Source organism: Chryseobacterium sp. P1-3, assembly GCF_000738495.1.
GTDB lineage: Bacteria > Bacteroidota > Bacteroidia > Flavobacteriales > Weeksellaceae > Chryseobacterium > Chryseobacterium gallinarum.
On the sequence record NZ_JPEQ01000004.1, the window covers coordinates 89,837 to 109,590 of the forward strand.

General features: G+C 36.6%; 17 protein-coding genes and 3 pseudogenes. 17 read left to right on the forward strand and 3 right to left on the reverse strand.

The window, feature by feature from the left end; translation table 11 throughout:
- Positions 1-71 precede the first annotated feature (71 nt).
- The 6 genes and pseudogenes from HX13_RS03130 (at position 72) to HX13_RS03155 (ending at position 4,860) form a co-directional block, all read left to right on the forward strand.
- Positions 72-458 carry an acyl-CoA thioesterase gene (locus HX13_RS03130; RefSeq protein WP_050019877.1) on the forward strand — a complete coding sequence of 129 codons (387 nt, stop codon included), beginning with the start codon at positions 72-74 and terminating at the stop codon, positions 456-458.
- Positions 459-534: 76 nt separating this feature from the next.
- Positions 535-1,704, forward strand: a complete 1,170-nt coding sequence (locus tag HX13_RS03135; protein WP_050019878.1) for a hypothetical protein — start codon at positions 535-537, stop codon at positions 1,702-1,704.
- 116 nt (positions 1,705-1,820) lie between these two features.
- Positions 1,821-2,268 (forward strand): annotated as a pseudogene (locus HX13_RS03140) (6-pyruvoyl trahydropterin synthase family protein).
- A 23-nt stretch (positions 2,269-2,291) separates the two neighbouring features.
- Positions 2,292-3,062: a UDP-2,3-diacylglucosamine diphosphatase gene (locus HX13_RS03145; protein WP_050019880.1), complete on the forward strand. Its 771-nt coding sequence runs from the start codon at positions 2,292-2,294 to the stop codon at positions 3,060-3,062.
- A gap of 197 nt (positions 3,063-3,259) precedes the next feature.
- Positions 3,260-4,241 (forward strand): annotated as a pseudogene (locus HX13_RS03150) (acyl transferase).
- Positions 4,242-4,314: 73 nt separating this feature from the next.
- Complete coding sequence (locus HX13_RS03155) at positions 4,315-4,860, forward strand: hypothetical protein (protein ID WP_050019881.1); 546 nt, start codon at positions 4,315-4,317, stop codon at positions 4,858-4,860.
- 45 nt (positions 4,861-4,905) lie between these two features.
- Here HX13_RS03155 and aqpZ read toward each other — a convergent pair whose 3' ends face one another.
- Complete coding sequence (aqpZ, locus tag HX13_RS03160; protein ID WP_050020443.1) at positions 4,906-5,622, reverse strand: aquaporin Z; 717 nt, start codon at positions 5,620-5,622, stop codon at positions 4,906-4,908.
- A gap of 220 nt (positions 5,623-5,842) precedes the next feature.
- On the opposite strand from aqpZ, the gene HX13_RS03165 reads away from it, so the two are divergent.
- From HX13_RS03165 to HX13_RS03190, 6 genes are all read left to right on the forward strand, one after another.
- Positions 5,843-6,463 carry a DUF5715 family protein gene (locus HX13_RS03165; RefSeq protein WP_050020444.1) on the forward strand — a complete coding sequence of 207 codons (621 nt, stop codon included), beginning with the start codon at positions 5,843-5,845 and terminating at the stop codon, positions 6,461-6,463.
- A gap of 63 nt (positions 6,464-6,526) precedes the next feature.
- Complete coding sequence (locus tag HX13_RS03170) at positions 6,527-7,300, forward strand: hypothetical protein (RefSeq protein ID WP_050019882.1); 774 nt, start codon at positions 6,527-6,529, stop codon at positions 7,298-7,300.
- Between the two features lie 158 nt (positions 7,301-7,458).
- Complete coding sequence (locus HX13_RS03175; RefSeq protein ID WP_157837400.1) at positions 7,459-7,938, forward strand: hypothetical protein; 480 nt, start codon at positions 7,459-7,461, stop codon at positions 7,936-7,938.
- Positions 7,939-7,988: 50 nt separating this feature from the next.
- Positions 7,989-8,690, forward strand: a complete 702-nt coding sequence (locus HX13_RS03180) for a sensor histidine kinase (RefSeq protein WP_238554996.1) — start codon at positions 7,989-7,991, stop codon at positions 8,688-8,690.
- Positions 8,690-9,367, forward strand: a complete 678-nt coding sequence (locus HX13_RS03185) for a response regulator transcription factor (protein ID WP_050019884.1) — start codon at positions 8,690-8,692, stop codon at positions 9,365-9,367. The genes HX13_RS03180 and HX13_RS03185 overlap by 1 nt, the downstream gene beginning before the upstream one ends.
- 139 nt (positions 9,368-9,506) lie before the next feature.
- Positions 9,507-10,862, forward strand: a complete 1,356-nt coding sequence (locus HX13_RS03190) for a T6SS phospholipase effector Tle1-like catalytic domain-containing protein (protein ID WP_050019885.1) — start codon at positions 9,507-9,509, stop codon at positions 10,860-10,862.
- A gap of 170 nt (positions 10,863-11,032) precedes the next feature.
- Here HX13_RS03190 and HX13_RS25290 read toward each other — a convergent pair whose 3' ends face one another.
- Complete coding sequence (locus HX13_RS25290) at positions 11,033-11,563, reverse strand: pyridoxal-dependent decarboxylase (RefSeq protein ID WP_262483499.1); 531 nt, start codon at positions 11,561-11,563, stop codon at positions 11,033-11,035.
- Complete coding sequence (locus HX13_RS25295) at positions 11,563-12,165, reverse strand: pyridoxal-dependent decarboxylase (protein ID WP_202962902.1); 603 nt, start codon at positions 12,163-12,165, stop codon at positions 11,563-11,565. Before HX13_RS25295 ends, HX13_RS25290 begins: the two co-directional genes overlap by 1 nt.
- Positions 12,166-12,399: 234 nt before the next feature.
- On the opposite strand from HX13_RS25295, the gene HX13_RS03200 reads away from it, so the two are divergent.
- From HX13_RS03200 to HX13_RS03220, 5 genes and pseudogenes are all read left to right on the forward strand, one after another.
- Positions 12,400-14,331 carry an ABC-F family ATP-binding cassette domain-containing protein gene (locus tag HX13_RS03200; RefSeq protein ID WP_050019886.1) on the forward strand — a complete coding sequence of 644 codons (1,932 nt, stop codon included), beginning with the start codon at positions 12,400-12,402 and terminating at the stop codon, positions 14,329-14,331.
- Positions 14,332-14,470: 139 nt separating this feature from the next.
- Positions 14,471-14,824 carry a hypothetical protein gene (locus tag HX13_RS03205; protein WP_050019887.1) on the forward strand — a complete coding sequence of 118 codons (354 nt, stop codon included), beginning with the start codon at positions 14,471-14,473 and terminating at the stop codon, positions 14,822-14,824.
- Between the two features lie 272 nt (positions 14,825-15,096).
- Entirely contained in the window at positions 15,097-17,448 is a 2,352-nt protein-coding gene (locus HX13_RS03210; RefSeq protein WP_050019888.1) for a TonB-dependent receptor, read from the forward strand.
- Positions 17,449-17,474: 26 nt separating this feature from the next.
- Positions 17,475-18,029 (forward strand): hypothetical protein, encoded by a 555-nt coding sequence (locus HX13_RS03215; protein ID WP_128572172.1) that lies wholly within the window; start codon positions 17,475-17,477, stop codon positions 18,027-18,029.
- Positions 18,030-18,207: 178 nt separating this feature from the next.
- Positions 18,208-19,543 (forward strand): annotated as a pseudogene (locus HX13_RS03220) (trigger factor).
- Positions 19,544-19,754: the final 211 nt, after the last annotated feature.

The window sequence follows — 19,754 nt, forward strand, 5'->3', positions numbered from 1 at the left end:
CTTTGAGAGGGTTTTCTCATAGGAGGCAATTCAAAAGTTACTATATTTGATGATCAATAGAATATGAAATAATGAAGTTAGTACATCAAAAGCAGATACAGGTGACTGAAGAACATATCGATCAGAATAATCACGTCAATAATGTGCAATATGTGCACTGGGTGGAAGAAATAGCAGCAGAGCACTGGGACCTTCTGAAACAGAAAACAGAATATGCAAATGATGCCTGGATGCTTTTAGACCACCATATTCAATATAAAAAGCAGGCTTACCTGAATGATATTATTACCATCAAAACATACCCGGAATCACCGGAAGGAGCAAAACAGCCCAGAAAAGTTGAGTTTTATTGTAATGACCGGTTGCTGGTGAATTCCAGTACCCTATGGGTTCTATTTGATCCGGAAACAAAGAAAATCAAGCGCCTGGAAAATGACTGGCTGGAAAAACTGACCTGATATTGTCATCCAAAAAATCATTGGGTAGCGGCTACTTTGCTTTTTGCTATCGTTAATCAAAAATAAAACTAATAACATGAAATTCTATTATTCAATTCTTGTACTATTTTTCGGCTTTTCGGGTTATGCCCAGGAGAGTTTCTATCGGTTTTCAGAGGATGTGAAAAAGACCATAGTAGAAGATACTACAAAACCAGGATCCTGGAGAAGTCAGATGGGAGCTACCTACTACTCAATAAGCGGGCAATATAAAAAGGCTCTGGAGAGCTGGGATATCACTTTCGGAAGGGTTAAAAAACTGAGTGCTGCCGATAGCCTGAAGTTAACAAAACTCATCCCGGTCAATGCAAAAGATTATATTATGGACCGGGCCTCCCATGAAAAAATAATCATTATTAACGAAGCCCATCACAATGCAAGTCATAGGAATTTTGTATCCTCGTTGCTCAAAGGGTTGTATGAACGTGGCTACAGATACCTGGGAATTGAAACATTACAGAATGACTCTTTAAACATTACAAAATTTGCAGATAGTAATAGCGGGTTTTATTCTCAGGAACCCGAATTCGGAAACTTTATTTACCATGCACTGAAAACCGGTTTTAAGCTTTTTCCCTATGAGAGTGAAGGAAATGGAAAGGAAAGGGAAATCGGGCAGGCTAAAAACATTTATGATTTTATGCAAAAAAACAAGGAAGGAAAATATCTGATTTACTGTGGTTATGAGCATGTCTATGAAGGAGTTCATACATCATGGGAGAAAACAATGGCAGGGAGACTTTCTGATCTGACGGGACTTAATCCTTTCACTATTGACCAGGTTCAGTTTTCTGAAAAAAGCCTTCCGAAATATAACGAGCCATTGCTGAGATGGATGAAAAATGCAGAATCTGTTATCCTGACCAATCCTGATCAGTCGGTATATAATGGAGAAGATAAAGAACTATTTACCGATGTTAAAATTATTCATCCCGTTACAAAATATATAAAAGGAAGACCCGGCTGGATGCTTAATGAAAATCGAAAATTTGTAGAAATTCCGGCTTCTGCAGTTACTCAATATCCGGCTTTGGTTTTTGCCTATCGTAAAGGAGAGTTTGAAAAAAAAGGTATTCCCGCTGATATCCTGGAACTTAAAGATTCAAAGGATAGCCATTTTCTGATTTTGAATAAAGGAAAGTACGAAATGATTATTAAAGACAGGAATTACAAAGTGATCAGCCGTTTTGAAAAAGTTGTACAATAAGCCTTGGTTATCGTTAAAATCCGGATTGGCTTATGTGATATATTAAAGCCCTGTTGAAATCGTTACAATAGAAACTGTCTTTTCTTTGTTAAACTGTTTTGTCATATCTTTGCATTATGATACGTATTACAAAAATTTTTTACATTCGAAACAGCTCACGTACTGTACAACTACGATGGGAAATGTAAAAATATGCATGGGCATTCCTATAAGCTGTTTGTGACAGTAAAAGGAAGACCCATTAATGATATAGAAAACCCTAAAAACGGGATGGTGGTTGATTTTGGAGATATCAAAAGTATCGTAAAATCTGAAATTGTAGATGTATGGGACCATGCGGTTCTTGTGAATGCTTTGTCTCCACATAAAGAGTTGGGTGATGATCTTGAAACCAGAGGACATAAAGTGATCTACTGCAGTTTCCAGCCAACCTGCGAAAATATGTTGTACGCTATAGCAGCCAAAATAAAATCAAAACTTCCGGACGGAATTTCTTTAGCTTATCTTAAACTTCATGAGACTGAGAATTCTTATGGAGAATGGTTTGCAGAAGATAACCAATAATTTTATCCTACAAAATTCAGGCGGTGTTAAAAACAACAATCAATCTAGAACCCGGAAAAAAAGTCTATTTTGCTTCAGACCAGCATTTTGGAGCGCCAACTCCTCAGGCAAGCAAAGTGCGTGAAGAAAAATTTATACGCTGGATGGATGAAATCAAAGAAGATGCCCAGGTTTTGTTTTTAATGGGTGATCTCTTTGACTTTTGGCATGAATGGAAGCATGTAGTTCCAAAGGGATATGTTCGTGTTCTGGGAAAAATTGCAGAACTGAAAGACCGGGGAATTCATATTTATTTCTTCGTAGGAAATCATGATCTGTGGATGAAGGATTATCTGGAAGAAGAAATAGGATGTACTGTTTTTTATCAGAAGCAATATTTCGAAATGGGAGGAAAGCAGTTTTTGCTGGCCCATGGTGATGGATTAGGCCCCGGGGACAAAGGATATAAAAGGATGAAAAAATTATTCACCAATCCTGTGGCCCAGTGGCTTTTTAAATGGCTTCACCCGGATATTGCCATGAAGATCGCATTGTATCTTTCCCAAAAAAATAAAATGATTTCAGGGGAAGAAGACAAGGCTTTCTTGGGAGAAGAAAAAGAATTTTTAATTATTTATTCCAAAGAAAAGCTGAAGACGGAAAAAATTGATTATTTCATCTATGGGCACCGTCATCTTCCAATGGTGTTGGATCTGGAGCCCGGCTCAAAGTACATTAATCTCGGTGACTGGATTTCTTACTTTACTTACGGGGTTTTCGACGAAGATTTTGAGCTGAAGGTGTTCGGAAAATAACATAAAAAAATTACCTCTGAAAAGAGGTAATTTCGAATGAGCCGAAGCCCATTCTGTTTTTAATCCATATTCCGAATAAATAATTGCAAAATTGTTACCAAAGTATGACTTCAATATTAAAAAAATATTAAATAAAAAATATTTTTATAGATAATTGTCTTATAATGAAGTTATAAGATGATAAAAAAATTATACCATTGAAAAATATATTCAATATACAGACAGAACAGGACTTCTTAGCTGAATCACTGAAAACGTTTCGTTATCAGTATGATCATGTTGAAATATACAGGAAGTTTGTTGATTTTTTGAAAATTAATCCTGATGAGGTAGATGGTTTGGAAAAAATACCGTTTCTCCCGATAGAAATGTTTAAAAATCATCAGATTCTGGATAAAAATGTAACAGCTGATCTTTTCTTTCAGAGTTCGGGAACGACCCGGATGAATCTTTCCAGACATTTCATTGCGGACCAGGGCTTATATGAAGAAAGTATTTATAAAAGTTTTGAACGGTTTATCGGCAAACCTGAAGACTTTATTTTCCTTGGGCTGCTTCCAAGTTACCTGGAGAGACAAAATTCATCATTGATTTACATGGTAGACTATCTGATGAAAAAAGTCTGACAGGCCGGAGAACGGATATTTTCTTTATAATCATGCCGATCTTTTTGACCTTTTAAATTCCCTGCGGGGTCAAAAGGTTATTCTTTTCGGGGTTTCTTTTGCGCTGTTAGACTTTTTGGATTATTGTCTGCAAAGTGATAAATCATTCAGTTTTCTGGAAAATTTAGTAGTTATTGAAACCGGTGGAATGAAAGGCAGAAAAGAGGAGATGACAAAAGATGAGCTTCTGAAGATTCTTCAGGATGGTTTTAAAACCCATAGGATTTATTCCGAATATTCTATGACAGAGCTTTTATCACAAGCCTATTCCCTTGGAAATAACGAATACGAATGTCCTGCCTGGATGAGAATCATGATCAGGAACGCAGAAGATCCTTTTTCATACGAAAAAGAAGGAAGAACGGGAGCTATTAATATTATTGACCTGGCCAATATCCATTCCTGTGCTTTTATTGCGACTCAGGATCTGGGGAAAATAACAGGAAATAAATTCCAGGTATTAGGAAGAATAGATCACTCGGATATCAGGGGTTGCAGCCTTCTGGTGAGTTGAAAGTGTATTGGAATACCAGGAAAGCCTGACATTTATTGTTAACTCTAAACAAATATTATACAACCTGTAAACAATGATCAAAATTGAAGAACTTGTTCACGCCTATATTTATTCCCATTGTGATTTTGAAAGAGAAATTGTATTGACGAATTATTTTCAGGGTGATTGGGAGGCAGACATGCTGATCATTGATGCTGCCGGATTCAGCCATGAAATTGAAATCAAGCTTTCAAAAAGTGATTTTAAAAATGATTTTAAAAAATCATATATCAATAAGGAAACCGGCGATCAGTTTTTAAAACATGATAAAATTTCCTGCGGGGATTATGTCTGTAATGCCTTCAGTTTTTTGCTTCCTATGGGTATGGTAGACCCGGCAATGATTCCCGGGCATTGCGGAATTATTGAATTTTATCACAATGCAGATACCTGGGAAACAGAATTTTACCCTGTTCGTGAGCCCAAAAGACTTCACGAAGATTCATACTGGAAGCTGAATGATAAAGATCTTTTCATCAGGAAAATGGCTCTTAATCTGCTTCAGCGGAAAATGGAAATTAAGGGGAAACATGAGGAACTTATTTTCAAAAATCCTTTTGACATTAAAAAGATAAAATAAAATCCTGCCGAAGACAGGATTTTTTAGTTGTTATTATTTTTTTATTTAATCTGTTATTTCAGCGGTATCTCTTTGAAGTAAGAATTTGTAAATCAATCCACCTACTACTCCCCCTAAAATAGGAGCTGCCCAGAACAGCCAAAGCTGCGACATGGCAAGCCCGCCTGTGAAAACTGCCTGTGACAGAGATCTTGCGGGGTTTACAGAAGTGTTGGTAATCGGGATGGAGATCAGGTGAATTAAAGTAAGTGCAAGCCCGATAGCAATACCGGCAAACTTACCATTAGCCCATCTGTCTGTTGCCCCCATAATCACAATAAGGAAAAAGGCTGTTAATAAAAACTCAGCAAGGAATGCTGCTCCCATACTGAACGCCTTTCCGTTGTAAACAGCTTCTCCGTAAAAATTGGTTGCAAACGCTCCCGGTTGTGAGAAGTCAACTGCTCCGGCACCATTAAGGATGGTGTATAGGCAAGCCGCTGCAACGATAGCTCCCAGACACTGGGCTACAATATAAGGGATAAGGTCTTTTGCCGGAAATCTGCCGCCTGCCAGAAGTCCGAAAGAAACAGCGGGATTGAAATGGCCTCCGGAAATGTGCCCTACAGCATAAGCCATTGTAAGAACAGTGAGACCAAAAGCTAAGGCAACTCCCAAAAGTCCAATGCCAATGTCGGGAACGCCGGCTGCAAAGACAGCACTTCCACAACCTCCGAAAACAAGCCAAAATGTGCCGAAAAATTCAGCAAAAAGTTTTTTTATCATATTGTTTATTTTTAAAATGTATCTCAAATGTAGAATTTATATCTTAAAATAAAAAGATAAATCTGAAAAAATATTTCAAAAATAAGAGAACAAAGATTGTAAATTCAATAAATTGGTTTAATGTTTGTTTGGGATTTGTTCAGATAATATTATGATAGAAACTGAAAGATACAACATAAATGTTTTATCTTTCGTTAGTAATTTAAAAGGATGGTTAATGAGAAAGTTGCTTTGTGTGGTCTTTGTGCCTTTTATTTATAACTTACATTATTCGCAGACAGCCAAAAAAGCTTTTCCCTGCTATGATCTTACATCGGTATTGAAAGTGGAACCAACAGCTTTATATAGGCCTCATATTGATGCATCGAAGAGCTTTGGGGTGCAATTGTTGAAAGATTCTAAAACAGTTCAGAAATATATCAATAACGGGAAGTTTCACAAGATTAAAAAGACCGGAAAGGGATACCGTGTTCTGAAGCTTGATTACAGCAGAGCTTATATGGTTTCTAAAGCTAAAGCTACCCTCGAAAAGATGGGGGCCAGATTCAGCAAAGACACGAAAGGCGGAACATTTACAGTTTCTTCCATTACGCGGACTCTTGAAGACCAGTGCAGGCTGAGAAAGGTGAATTCGAATGCTTCACTGGGAATAAGCTCACATAACTATGGAAATTCATTTGATATTTCCTATATAAGATTCAATAATGTTCTTAAATATAATCCGAAAATGGAAGCGGCGTTGGAGAAAGTTTTAAAGTATTATGTGAATGCTGGTAGAATTTATTACATAAAAGAAAAGCAACAAAGTTGTTATCATATTACTGTAAGGAATTATTAATTAAAATCTTACTTGCGTAGGATTTTTAGTTTATTTATTTTTATAAAACTAAAAACTACCTACATGACAACATTAAACATCGTAGATTCTATGCTTTCTGCAAAAGATTGTCAGGATGCAGCAGATGAATGGAGCAAATGCTGCTCTGATTTTCTCAGAATGAAAAATCTGATTCCCACCCATTATGTTTTTGAGATTTCCGCAGAACACCTTCAATGGATGACCGGATTTAAAGAATATCCGGAGTTTTGTGCTGCAATGGGTATATATAGTAATAAGCTGATCCTGATTCTTTATCCGATGGATGAAAAAGGAGTAAGAATTCCGCTGGAAAGCTATCCGTATAACAACCTTTGTGAACTAGGGCAAGATCTGAAACTGCAGGAAACCCAGCAATATACGATTGTTAAAAATGCAATCCTTTCCAAAGATCTTCAGAATATTAATAAAAATGCAGATATGGCCTTTCCTGTTTCTGCGCAACCTGTTTTGCCGCAGGATAAAGCGATAGAAGCGATTGAAAAATGGAGATATGAAGGACTGGACTGGCTTTACAGAGAATATAAAGAGAATAATGGTGAAGGAATATTTAAAAAATTCTATGTTCCTACAGCTGATTTATGCCTTTCGGATTCAACATTAACAGGGATTACATGTTCTTTTGGACTAAGATACAATGATATTTATGGGAAAATGCTGGTTACCCTGATTTTTATCTCCTTCCGTGTGGATCTTCAAAATGCTGAGAGTGCAGAAATCATCTCCAATACATATGACTGGGCAAAACCATGTCCGCCTGTATGCCGTATACCGGATGCAGGAATGAATAATTGGTAATTAGAGTGTAAGGATGGCTGATCTTTATAGGGCAATCTTATTCCTGAACTATGGACTGCTCCTGTCTGTTATACTACTGGGAGCAGTGAAGTATCGCATTTTAAACAATAAGGAGAAGCCCTATTTTCATTATATTGCTTTTCTTTTTTTTTATTGAATTGCTGAACCTTATTTTGCCTTATATTTTCAACCTTAATGATACTTCATTTATTTATCCTTTTTACATTGCCGGAGAATTTTTCTTATTGACAGCCTTATTTATCAGGAAACTGAACGTGCCTAAATACTACCTTCTTCTGGCCGCCGCCCTTGCTTCAGGTTTTATGATTTTAAAATATGGAGCAGGCATCCCTGCGAATGCAGACATTGTAAAAGTAATTTCCAACATCATCATCATTTGTCTTTCAGGAGCCATTTTAATCAGGGAAATTAAAGACAGTCCTTCTCAAAACCGGTTTTTACCGGCAGATGCCTGTATTTTTTTCTATTACTCTGTTTCTGTATTCTTTTTTATTGTTCAGCATCAGATTGCCCATCTGTCTGAAGATGATTATCTTATTATTCTCAGTGCCAATAATGTTCTTTCAAGTATTTTGTACTGTTCATTTTTATATATTTTTATCAAATTAAAGAAGTAACTTTAAATATTAACCTGCTGATACTTATAATTGTTACCATAGCAATTATAGTGTCTTTTATTTTGCTCGCCTACAGGGCTTTTATCAGCAGGATCATACAAGAGAAAAATACCCGGCATGAGGCTGAGGTCCTTCATCAGAAAAAGCTGGTACTGGAAAATATAAGGGCCCAGGAAGAAGAGCGAAAGAGAATAGCGGTGATGATTCATGATGATATCGGAAACCGGCTAAACATTCTTTCTTTATGGCTCAATAACCTGGATACAAAAGGAGATGAACTGATTAAGAAAAATATTTATACCCAGATGTCTTCCCTGATTGATGCAGCCAGAAGCATTTCCCATACCCTGTATCCCGTCAACCTCGAATCTGTAGGGCTGGTATTGTATGTGGAAGAACTGATCGCTAACCTTTCCCATAAAATCAATATTTCTTTACAGGTAATGCCCGGATACGAAAAGAAAGATCTTTTTATAGAAGTACAGCTATACCGGATTATCCAGGAGTTTACTACAAATGTTATCAGGCATTCCACAGCAACAGATGTATGGATCTATATAAAAGATTACCCGCAGAATATGGCGGTTGTAATCTCAGATAACGGCCAGGGCTTCGATTATGAACAGGTGAAAAAAGGAATGGGAATCAAGAATATTGAATCCCGTATCAAGTCTATGAATGCTGCCCATAAATGGAAAAATACTTTTTTAAATAAAGGAAGCCGTCTAATCATAAAAATTCCCAAAACATAATGAGTTCCCAAATTAAAATAGCCCTGATTGATGATGAACAGCTGATCCTGGAAGGAGTGAAAATGCTGCTGTCAAATGAAAAAAATATATCAGTATGCCTCACCTCAGATAACGGGTCCAGTTTTATAGAATCACTGGACAAACTTTCAAAACATGATTTCCCGGATATTGCCCTTGTAGATGTTCAGATGAAACCAATGAACGGCTTTGAGCTGGTAGAGATTCTGAAAGAAAAATATCCGGATCTTAAAATCATTATCCTTTCTTCCCACTATAAGACATCTATTCTTGGTTATATGGTGAAGCTGGGAGTCTCTGCCTTCCTTCCTAAAAATTCAAACAGGAAAACTTTTATTGATGCGATCACAATGGTAGATAAAAACGGTGTGTTTTTTACAGCGGAAGACCATCAGATGCTGTTTACTTATATGAATGGTTCTGCCAAGAAAAACTCACTCTTTGAAAGCGAAGATGAATTGTCTGAGCGTGAAAAAGACGTAGTAAAATTAATCTGCCAGGAATTTACCAACAATGAAATCGGAGAAAAATTATTTATCAGTCCCAGAACTGTAGAAAGCCACCGGCAGCGTATTCTTGAAAAAATTGGTGCCAGAAATACAGTAGGCATTGTTATTTATGCTATCGTTAATAATATCCATCCTTTAGAAAAAATATAATGGAGATTCCGTAGAAATACGGAATTTTTTATTTAGTACTTTTCACTCTAGCCTGGCTTTTTTTTTCTTCAGTTATTTTGAACGTTTTCCCTATAGGGGAATTTTAAATAGAATTGATCTATAAAAACACAAGCAGGATATGAATAAAAATAGTGATGGTAACAGTGTGATTTCTGTAGGTATTTTTTTTGATGATACAGGCAACAATGGCATGAACGTCCTGTCTCCGGATAAACTATTGGATAATAATGAAAGCTATTATGGTGCTTTTACTAATATTTACAAGTTATACAGTTTATTTATTGGAGATGAAAGATTATATATTGAAGGAATTGGAACGGTAACAGGAAGCGAAGATAATAATTTTGCCATGGCAACCTGTGCTAATCCACCTTATGGTAATGGCTATTCTTCTGATGATAAACTCCAGAAAGCAGAAAATTTTGTGCAGGAAATATTCAGCAGGGGCCATGGGGAATATCATTTTTATCTCTATGGATTTGGCAGGGGAGGAATGCTGGTGAGAACTTTTTGTAACCGGTTGTTAGCTCATTATTCTACAGAATATATCAAAATCAGGTTTTTGGGAGTTTTCGATACAGTAGAATCCAAGCCTTTCAATACCTATGATCTGAGCCTGTCTCAGAAGGTAGAACGTTCACTGCATCTTTGTGCCGTTAATGAATCCAGGTTCTTTTTTCCACTCACCGGTTTTTTTGAAAATTCAAAAGCCATGCTGGATCAGCAATACCGAAGTGGTGATGTCGTATGGAAAGAAATCTTTGTTCCCGGTGCTCATGCTGACGTAGGCGGAGGATACCTGGATGGGCCGCAATCAGTGTTTATTTCAACAGATTTTATCAATGCTGAAGATGTGAGGAACTATATTTCGGATATCAGAAATGCCAAAACCGATGCAGGAGGAATCCGGATCTGGGATGCCTTGCTTTCCGGTTACCGGATTAAGAAAGGAGACACCTATTCTCAGGCTTATATTACCAGGGATAAAGTTTACCATGATCTCTCGAAGGTATATGGAAAACTCATGCTTGAAGAAACCAATGACACATCAGTAGTTTTTAGTACAGATACTGGTCTGTACTTTGAACAGGGCAGTGGAAAACATGCCTTTCTTAGCCATTTTTATACAGAGCTCAGAAACTATGCAAAATACCTGTTGCCGGAAATGAAACCTGTATACGACTATGAAAAATTTACAAATTATATCCATATTTCTTCCAATTTCGGACTGTATAGTGAAGCTTTGCTGAAGAAATCTCATCAGGAAATTAATGCAGAACTGATCAATAACGGACTGAATGTTTCCAGCAGCACGGTTCTGAACAAAGATAACCAGACAAGACTTTCTGTAGAGCTTCACTTACCCGAAGATAGTTTTGTTGCAGATTTCCTGTATGGAACCAATGTTCCTAATAACGATATCTGGATCCGTTCTATTGTAAAAAGTACGGTTACCCAAAAAGTAATCCAATAAATATGTGTTAGTACTTTTCAATTTTAAATTTAGGTTATGAGGGGCACCTTTTTAAGGGTGTCTCTTTTTTTAGCCTTGGCCTCTGGTTTAATATCTATAAAAAAACGGCTCCATCCTAGAACCGTTTTGTGATATTTTTACAACGCAACTATGATTTTTTTTGAACCAGTTTATTTCCGATAATTGACGTCGTTCTTTAAATCTGTAATAAAAGAATCTATCATATCTTTTGTGATTCCCGGTCTGATAATGAGGTGGCTGAATGCACCATGAGCTGCCAATTGCCATTTATACTGGAGTGCCTTGCTTACGCGGGGAAAAATTATTGTAAGGGCGTTCGGATTGCGCAAGGCTTTAATTCCAAGATGGTTTATTTTGATCTGGGTATACGCCGCTAAATTAAGACACTCATTAAGCTGATGATGAATTCCTTCTGTACCAACGGTTCTGATCATATACCATATTATCAGAGGAGTAATGGCATTACGTGATCCGGTAATCGTATCATCTAAACTGTCCAGAACATCCACATAATTTGAAATTCTTTCTTTATTGTGCTTTAGTACAATGATTATTCCACAGGGAATAGGGGACCCTAGAAATTTATGTCCGCTTACAATAATAGAATCCGCTCCTTCACTAAAATCAAAATGCGGTTTTGGAGATAAAAAATTGGGCATAACTCCCACAAAATGCAGCATCACAGTGGATATAATATTTTTTTTACTTTGCATTTGCCTAAAATGTCCTGGATAGGTTTGATATCATCCTTTGCCTCCTTGAAGGTGGTCCCAATATTGGCAATGATGATTGCAGGCTGATCCTGATGGAGCAAGATTTTCTCTTCAAAATCTTTATAATCTATCTCTCCGTGAGGCTGGGATTTTACTTTTTGATAATTTAAGCCTAATATATCAATATTTTTTTCAATACTGTAATGGGATTCTTCAGAAAAGTAAACCACCCCTCCGGGATATAAACGCTTGGCTAAATAAAGTGCATAAAGATTACCTTCTGAGCTGCCATTGGTAACGTACCCCCAATAATTATTTTCCGGCGCCTTTAGTAAATTGGCAAAAAAATGGATGACCTCTCTTTCTATAGAATGCGTATTCATATGGTGAGACCCGTCCATATAAAACGGATCTCCGGCGTTGTTTACAGGATATTGAAGGAATTTATAAAGCAAAGAATAATCAAAGTTAAGTGTTACAGGATATCCCAATAGATGATTTTTTCTTTCTTGCAAATGATTTTTTAATTCATCAATTCTGTTTTTGTCTTCTGGTGTCAAGTTTTTCATGATATAGATATTTGTGTATCCTATAAAGATAATTGATAATTATTGTTTTTTCACTAAAATGAGAATAAAATTTATTAATATTGCCAGGATGCTGATGGATGACAGGTAAATAATTGGAGGTAATGAATAAATTCTGAATTAAAGATATATATCCGTCAGATTCTCCTATTCATTTCTTTTTCCGTATTTTTGCACCCGGAAATTCATACTCAGTATTAACTATTAATTAAAAAAATGCTTTCGGTTCAAGGTTTAGGATTACATCATTCGGGAAATTATTTATTTCAAAATGTAAATTTCACCATCAAAAAGGATGATAAAGTAGGTTTGGTGGGGAAAAATGGAGCAGGAAAATCTACTTTGTTGAAGATGCTTTCCGGGGAAATCAATTTCTACGAAGGGGATGTGGTAACCGAAGGAAGTATTACCATCGGTTTCCTGAAACAGGACCTTGATTTTGTAAAAGGGAGGACTGTCTGGGATGAAACCATGCAGGCCTTTGAGCAGATCAATGCATGGAAAAATGAACTTGAGGAGGTTAACCATCAAATGGCAACAAGAACCGACTATGAAAGTGATTCTTATACCGATCTGATTAATAAAATGACCGAGCTGAATGATCTTTTAATGAACCATGATGCCTACAATCTGGAAGGAGACATGGAAAAAGTTTTGTTTGGGCTAGGATTTAAGGCTGATGACTTTCATAAAATTACTGATGAGTTTTCAGGAGGTTGGAGAATGAGAATTGAACTGGCAAAATTACTTCTTCAAAAGAATGACATCATGCTTCTCGATGAGCCTACCAACCACCTTGATATGGAATCTATCATCTGGCTGGAAAACTTCCTGAAAGACTATCCGGGGGCTATTGTCCTGGTAAGCCACGATAAGCAGTTTATGACGGCAGTATGTAACCGTACTTTTGATATCAACAACAAAAAGGTGGATGACTACAAAGCCAATTATTCAAAATATTTGATCATGAGAGAAGATCGCCGCGAAAAACTGATTCAGGCTAAAAAGAACCAGGATGCGGAGATCAAACAAATGGAAGATAATATCAATAAATTCCGTGCAAGTGCTACCAAAGCATCATTTGCCCAGTCCCTGATCAAAAAATTAGATAAAATTGAACGTATCGAAGTGGATAATGAAGATGTTTCAAAATTCAATATCCGTTTTGTACAATCTATGGTTCCGGGGAAGGTGATTTTTGAAGCGGAAAACCTTGGAAAAGCTTATGGTAATAAGCAAATTTTTGATAATGTGGACTTTATTGTTCAAAGAGGAGACAGAATTGCACTTTTAGGGCAGAACGGGCAGGGAAAAACAACACTGGCCAAAATTTTGGCGGGAGATATTAAAGATTACTCAGGAACCTGGAATCTTGGACATAACGTAAACATCGGATATTTTGCCCAGAATCAGGAAGAAGTACTGACCCCGAATAAAACAGTTTTGGAAGAAGCAGAAGATGCTGCAACCGAAGAAACGAGACCCAGAGTAAGGGATTTATTAGGATCTTTCCTGTTCCAGGGAGATGCCGTTTCCAAGAAAACAAAAGTTCTTTCCGGAGGAGAAAGGAACCGTCTGGCCCTTTGTAAATTATTGCTTCGTCCTTTTAATACACTGATTATGGACGAACCTACCAACCACCTGGATATTCAGTCTAAAGAAATCATTAAGCTGGCATTACAGAATTTTGAAGGCACATTAATTGTGATTTCTCACGACAGGGAATTCCTTCAGGGGCTTTGTGATAAAATATATGAATTCCGTGATGGAAAAATGAAAGAATTCCTAGGGGATATCAATGAGTATCTTGAATACAGACAAAAGGAAACCATCAGAGAAATTTCTGCTGAAAAAGCTAAACTTCATCATGAAGAAGTAAAGGCAGAGCCAAAGAAAGCTGAAGAAAAACCTGTTGTCAGCAGTAACCAGACTTCTGGTATCATCAGTAAAGAACAAAAAAATATTCAGAATAAAATAAAAAAAGTTGAAGAAAGAATTTCCGATCTCGAAATTAAAATAGAAGAGATGGAAGCTTCTTTTGCCAAAGAGAATCCTTCCGAAGAAACTTTAGAGAAATACAATAAAGCCAAAGAAGAGCTGGATACAGCTTTACAGGAATGGGAATATCTTGGAACCCAATTAGATTAATGATATCAATGCTTCATACTCAATTATGAAGCATTTTTTGTAACTTGTTATGAATCATTTATACATATTGTCCGTAATCATATAAGTAATTTAATACAAGTTTGGCCTGACAATTAAATTATTTTCATAATTTTGAAGCATGATTAAAGAAAGCAGAAATTTTAAGAGTTTTATCTCCAGGCTATTGTTTGGAGTGTATTTCCTTGCGCTGCTTTCTCAAAGCTTTCACCATCATGACTCTGTGGATTATTTTAAGGCTTTTAACCTTAAAAAAACAGAGAACACAATGACGAAAGCCGCTACTAAAGAGAAAGCCGGCGACTGTCTGGCCTGCCACTTTTTGGCTACCGGACATTCATTAGCTCCTGAAGATTTCAGTTTTACTTTAGAGCACTATACTCATGAAGTAAAGCAGATTATTGCTATTCAGGAGAAAATCTGGTCTCAGACCAAATTCACTTTTCAGCTTCGGGGGCCTCCCGCAATTTCATAATTCATAGTTTCTACAGGGTTTAAGGTGCAGTGCCTTAAGTTTAATGTTACAAGTTTAAGGTTTAAAGCTGTTGGCAACACGATTGCTTTTTAGCTGCTAGTTGGTATTTATATAATAAAAACCTCAATCAGCTCTAATTCTAGCTCCTAATTCCTCATACTTTGTATAATTAACACCCCTTTCATAAATTTTAACGAAAATGTACCTGTTGAAAAGGTACGCAATCAATCTATTTACAATGAAATTGATATATTGCCTGTTGCTGATCTTTTGTGGATCAGTATTTACAAGCGCACAAAAAAACGTATACTGTAGAGGGAACCGTCCAGGACTTTCACGATAAGGCCATGTTGGAAAATGCAGTTATTAAAATCGGAAGCTTTACATCCAGAACCAATAAGGAAGGTAAATTTTCTTTTGATAAAATCCCTGCAGGAAAGTATACCCTCATTGCACAGCATCCTGATTGCAATGATTATACTGAAAATATAGGAGTTGATCGGGATATCCACTTAGCCATCACCTTAGAGCACCATACCGGTGATATCGAAACCATTACCTTGCATGGAAGCCACAAATCTAAAGGCTCTGTGGTAATGAAAACACTGGATAAAGCTGATATTGAAAGGAATTCTACAGAAAATCTGGGAAATATTCTTTCTAAAATTTCAGGAGTAGCTGTGCTGAAGACAGGGAATAACATTACTAAACCTGTAATTCATGGTCTCTACGGAAGCCGTATCTCCATTATGAATAATGGGGTGAAAATGGCAGAACAGGAATGGGGTGCTGAACATGCTCCTAATGTGGATGTCAATGATTTTGAACATATAGATGTTATTAAAGGTGCATCTGCATTGAAATACGGGAACGATGGAGTGGCCGGAGTAGTCCTTTTGGAGCCGTTACTGCCTCCTAAGAAAGATACTTTAATGGGAAATGTGAAGCTTTCCGGTATTTCTAATGGAAGAGGAGGGGAAATCTCGGCAAATGCCTTGAAGGCCTGGAAAAACCAATGGTTTGTTAAAGCCGGAGGAAGCTATAAAAAGCTCGGAGACCTTTATATTCCGCATCATACGCTCCAGAATACCGGAGCAGAAGTAAATTCCTTTAATTTTTCTTTTGGAAATCATAGCTTTATGCAAGGATTTGATATCTCTTACAATGGTATTAACCAGGAGTTCGGAATTTATAAGGGAGCACATTTAGGAAATAACTATGATGCTTATATGGCGATGAACTTCGGACAACCTTATTTTCTGGATGATTTCAGTTACGATATTGGTAATCCCAAACAAAATGTAGAGCATCACATTATAAAACTTTCCGCCTACAAGCGTTTTGCAGATTTTGGGAAAATTACATTCCAATATAGCTTTCAGCTGAACAGACGTAAGGAATATGACATCAGAAAAGGTGATCTGAAAGATATTCCTTCCATGGATTTGAGGCTGATAACACATTCAGCTTCTTTAACTCATCTTCTGGAACGGGCAAACTGGAGTCTGGAAAGTGGAATTTCTGCCGGATTTCAGGATAACTATCCCAATCCTGCTACGAAAGCAAGGCGTTTAATCCCTGACTACTACCGGTATGATGCAGGAGTATTTTCTGTATTTAAATATCGTTTCAGCCCTGTGTTGAATGCAGAAGCCGGAATAAGATATGATTTCAGCAGATATGACGCTTACAAATATTATGATGCCAAAGAATGGAATGATAAGTACGCCTCTGTATTTCTGCAGTTCTATGTACAGAAGAATGACAGCAGAATTTTAGCGCGTCCTATATTTGATTATCATAATTTTTCAGCCAATATCGGTTTGAATTATAAACCTTCTAAAGATTTTGATCTTAAATTTAATTTTTCAAGAATCAGCAGAACCCCGAATCCCGCAGAGTTATTTGCAGACGGGCTTCACCATTCTGCCGCAATTATTGAAAAAGGAGATCTAAGAATCAGACAGGAAGAAGTATATAATGCCAACCTGTCGCTTACAGGAAGATTGAATGTACTGAAAGGATTACAGATAGAAGCCAATCCGTACATTATGTTTTCGGATGGATTTATTAATCAAATGCCGGTAGACTTTCAGAATACAACCAGGGGAAGTTTTGCGGTATGGGAGTACCAGCAGGTAAAAGCCAGAATTTACGGAATTGATGCAGATGCACAGCTTAACATTCTGGATAACTTGAAATGGACAACCGGGTTCAGTGCGTTAAGGGGGGACGACCTTACAAAAAATGAACCATTGATCCTGATGATGCCGATGAACCTGAGAAATTCATTAGAATTTAAACTGAACAAACCTTACAATTTCTACGTTAGACTGGAAAATGAAAATGTATTTAAGCAGAATCGTTTCCCAATCAGGGACCAAACGGTGCAGTTTATCGAGGATAAAGAATTGGTGACGAGAGTCATTGATTATAGTTCCACACCGGCAGCTTATTCCATATTTAATGCGTCCATAGGTGCAGACCTATTCAAAAATCTGAATCTGAATTTCAGAATCAATAATATTTTCAATAAAGAGTACAGGGAATATCTTAACAGATTGAGATATTATATGCCGGAATCGGGAAGAAATGTAGTGCTTACTCTTAAATACAATTTCTAATTATTAATATTTAAAATTAAATTAAAATGAAAAAATTTTTCAACATATCACTATTATTATTGGCAGCCATTTTATTATTCTCATGTCGTGACGGAAGCAGCGATATTCCTGAAGATATCCACGAACATGAAGAAATAGGAAAAGTGGTGGTAACCGTAACCAATAAAGCGGATGGAAATGTACAGACGGTCAATGTAGTCAATGGAGAAACGGCCGACCATCTTCACCTTGATCAGGGCCAAACCTATACGGTAGCTCTTGATTTTCAAATCAAACATGATGACCACTATCATAGTTCAGATGAGATACTGGAAGAAAAAGATATGCACTTTATCACCTATAAATTTTCAGGTGCTGATATAAAAGTAAAAAGAACGGCGGATGACATTATAAGAACAGATGGTAAAAAACTAGGGCTTAAAACTGAATGGACAGTAGCAGCTGCGGCCACTGGTAAAGCTAATATTACCCTTGTACACGGGCCTTCCTCTGTGAATGATAATTCCCCTTCAGCAGACAATCAGCTTGGAAGTACTGTAGGCGGTGAGAGTGATGTGGATATCTTTATAGATTTTCACTAATATTTATCAAAAATAAGCTACACTGTCAATAGAACATATGTAGTTATATGTAATGTGGAAAGCCACTGATTTATTCAGTGGTTTTTTATTTAACAATTTTTGACGTTTTTAAGTTGATTTTAAATGAGTGATTTTCATAAAAATTTCCTATTTTTGCAACCTAAAATTTTAATCAATAATGAAGGTTACCGCACAAAACCATGATAACGTAAGTGCATTACTTACAGTAACATTGGAGAAATCTGACTACAAAGAAAGAGTAGAAAAGCAATTGATTAATTATGCTAAAAATGCGCAAGTTCCTGGATTCAGAAAAGGGAAAGTGCCTTTGAGTATGGTTAAAAAACAATATGAAGCTGGTATTGCATTTGAAGAAATCAACAAACAGGTTTCTGATGCTTTGAACAACTATGTTAATGAAAACAAATTAAGATTAGTTGGTCAGCCAATTCCTCAGCCCGTAAACGAATTCGATTACAATGCTGATCAGCTGGAAGTTGCTTTTGAAGTTGGGTATGAGCCTGAATTCACTATAGATTTAGCTAAATATGAAGCCCCTCACTATAAAGTAGAAGCTTCTGAAAAAAGAAATCAACAAGAGCATTGAAAACATGCAGAAGCGTTTCGCAGAGCAGGTTCCTCAAGATAAAATCACTAAAGATTCTTATATCGCTTTAGAAGTTTCCCAGGTTGTAGAAGAAGATGCTGAAGGGGAACACCACCACCATCCAAAAAACATTACCATTACAGCTGAAAACAAAGAAGCTTTCAAATTGGTAAAAGGTTTGAAAATGGACGGATCTGTAAAAGTGTCTAAAGAAACTCTAGCCGGAGATGAAGAATTAGCTAAGGAATTAGGATTCAGCAAAGAAGAAGTAGAGCACCTGCACCACAATGAAGTAGAAGTAAAAGTAAAAGATTTCTATTCATTAAACTTAGCTGAACTAAACGAAGAATTATTCGATAAAGTATACGGAGAAGGAAACATCAAGACTGAAGAAGAACTTAAAGAAAAAGTAAAATCAGAACTGGATGAATACTTCCAGCAAAATGCTGATGTTCACTTTGTGAATAAAGTATTGGAGCAGATTACAGAAAAAGAAGAAGTAACACTTCCTGAAGCTTTCCTTGTAAAATGGTTAATGTTCTCTAACCAGAATATCCAGTCTGAAGAACAGGCTAAAGAAATTCTTGAAGCAGAGAAAAACCAGTTGAGATATCAGATCATCGAAGGTAAGCTAATGACGGATAACGAAATCCAGTTAGATTATGCTGATGTATTGGCACAGGCTGAGCAATTGGTGAAAAACCAATTGGCCATCTATGGAATTCACCACCTGGGAGATGAAGAAATTCAGAAATATGCTGTTGAAATGCTGAAAGATCAGGAGCAGGTGAGACAAATCTCTTCAGAAGTAGCTATGGCTAAATTAAAAGATGTAATTCTTGAAAAAGCAAGCAAAAAAGAAACTAAAATTTCCCACGACGAATTTTTAGAAGAGCTTAAAAAATAATTATACACAGATATAATATTAAACCGTCAATATTGACGGTTTTTTTATTTTAATAAACGTAGGTATATATGTCAGCCAATATTCATATATTTATCCCCTAAACTATTATGTATATGAAAAAGATCATCATTCCATTTTTCTGCGCTGTACTTTTTTCCGTTCCGGCAGCTGCTCAGAAAAAAAGAAGCTGTTTCTGCTAAGACAGAAGCCG

What these genes read in the sequence shown, in the direction of transcription:
- HX13_RS03130 (WP_050019877.1), top strand. Translation starts at nt 72, where the DNA reads ATGAAGTTAGTACATCAAAAGCAGATACAGGTGACTGAAGAACATATC.
- HX13_RS03135 (WP_050019878.1), top strand. Translation starts at nt 535, where the DNA reads ATGAAATTCTATTATTCAATTCTTGTACTATTTTTCGGCTTTTCGGGT.
- HX13_RS03155 (WP_050019881.1), top strand. Translation starts at nt 4,315, where the DNA reads ATGATCAAAATTGAAGAACTTGTTCACGCCTATATTTATTCCCATTGT.
- HX13_RS03165 (WP_050020444.1), top strand. Translation starts at nt 5,843, where the DNA reads ATGAGAAAGTTGCTTTGTGTGGTCTTTGTGCCTTTTATTTATAACTTA.
- HX13_RS03170 (WP_050019882.1), top strand. Translation starts at nt 6,527, where the DNA reads ATGACAACATTAAACATCGTAGATTCTATGCTTTCTGCAAAAGATTGT.
- HX13_RS03185 (WP_050019884.1), top strand. Translation starts at nt 8,690, where the DNA reads ATGAGTTCCCAAATTAAAATAGCCCTGATTGATGATGAACAGCTGATC.
- HX13_RS03190 (WP_050019885.1), top strand. Translation starts at nt 9,507, where the DNA reads ATGAATAAAAATAGTGATGGTAACAGTGTGATTTCTGTAGGTATTTTT.
- HX13_RS25290 (WP_262483499.1), bottom strand. Translation starts at nt 11,563, where the DNA reads ATGCTGCATTTTGTGGGAGTTATGCCCAATTTTTTATCTCCAAAACCG.
- HX13_RS25295 (WP_202962902.1), bottom strand. Translation starts at nt 12,165, where the DNA reads ATGAAAAACTTGACACCAGAAGACAAAAACAGAATTGATGAATTAAAA.
- HX13_RS03200 (WP_050019886.1), top strand. Translation starts at nt 12,400, where the DNA reads ATGCTTTCGGTTCAAGGTTTAGGATTACATCATTCGGGAAATTATTTA.
- HX13_RS03205 (WP_050019887.1), top strand. Translation starts at nt 14,471, where the DNA reads ATGATTAAAGAAAGCAGAAATTTTAAGAGTTTTATCTCCAGGCTATTG.
- HX13_RS03215 (WP_128572172.1), top strand. Translation starts at nt 17,475, where the DNA reads ATGAAAAAATTTTTCAACATATCACTATTATTATTGGCAGCCATTTTA.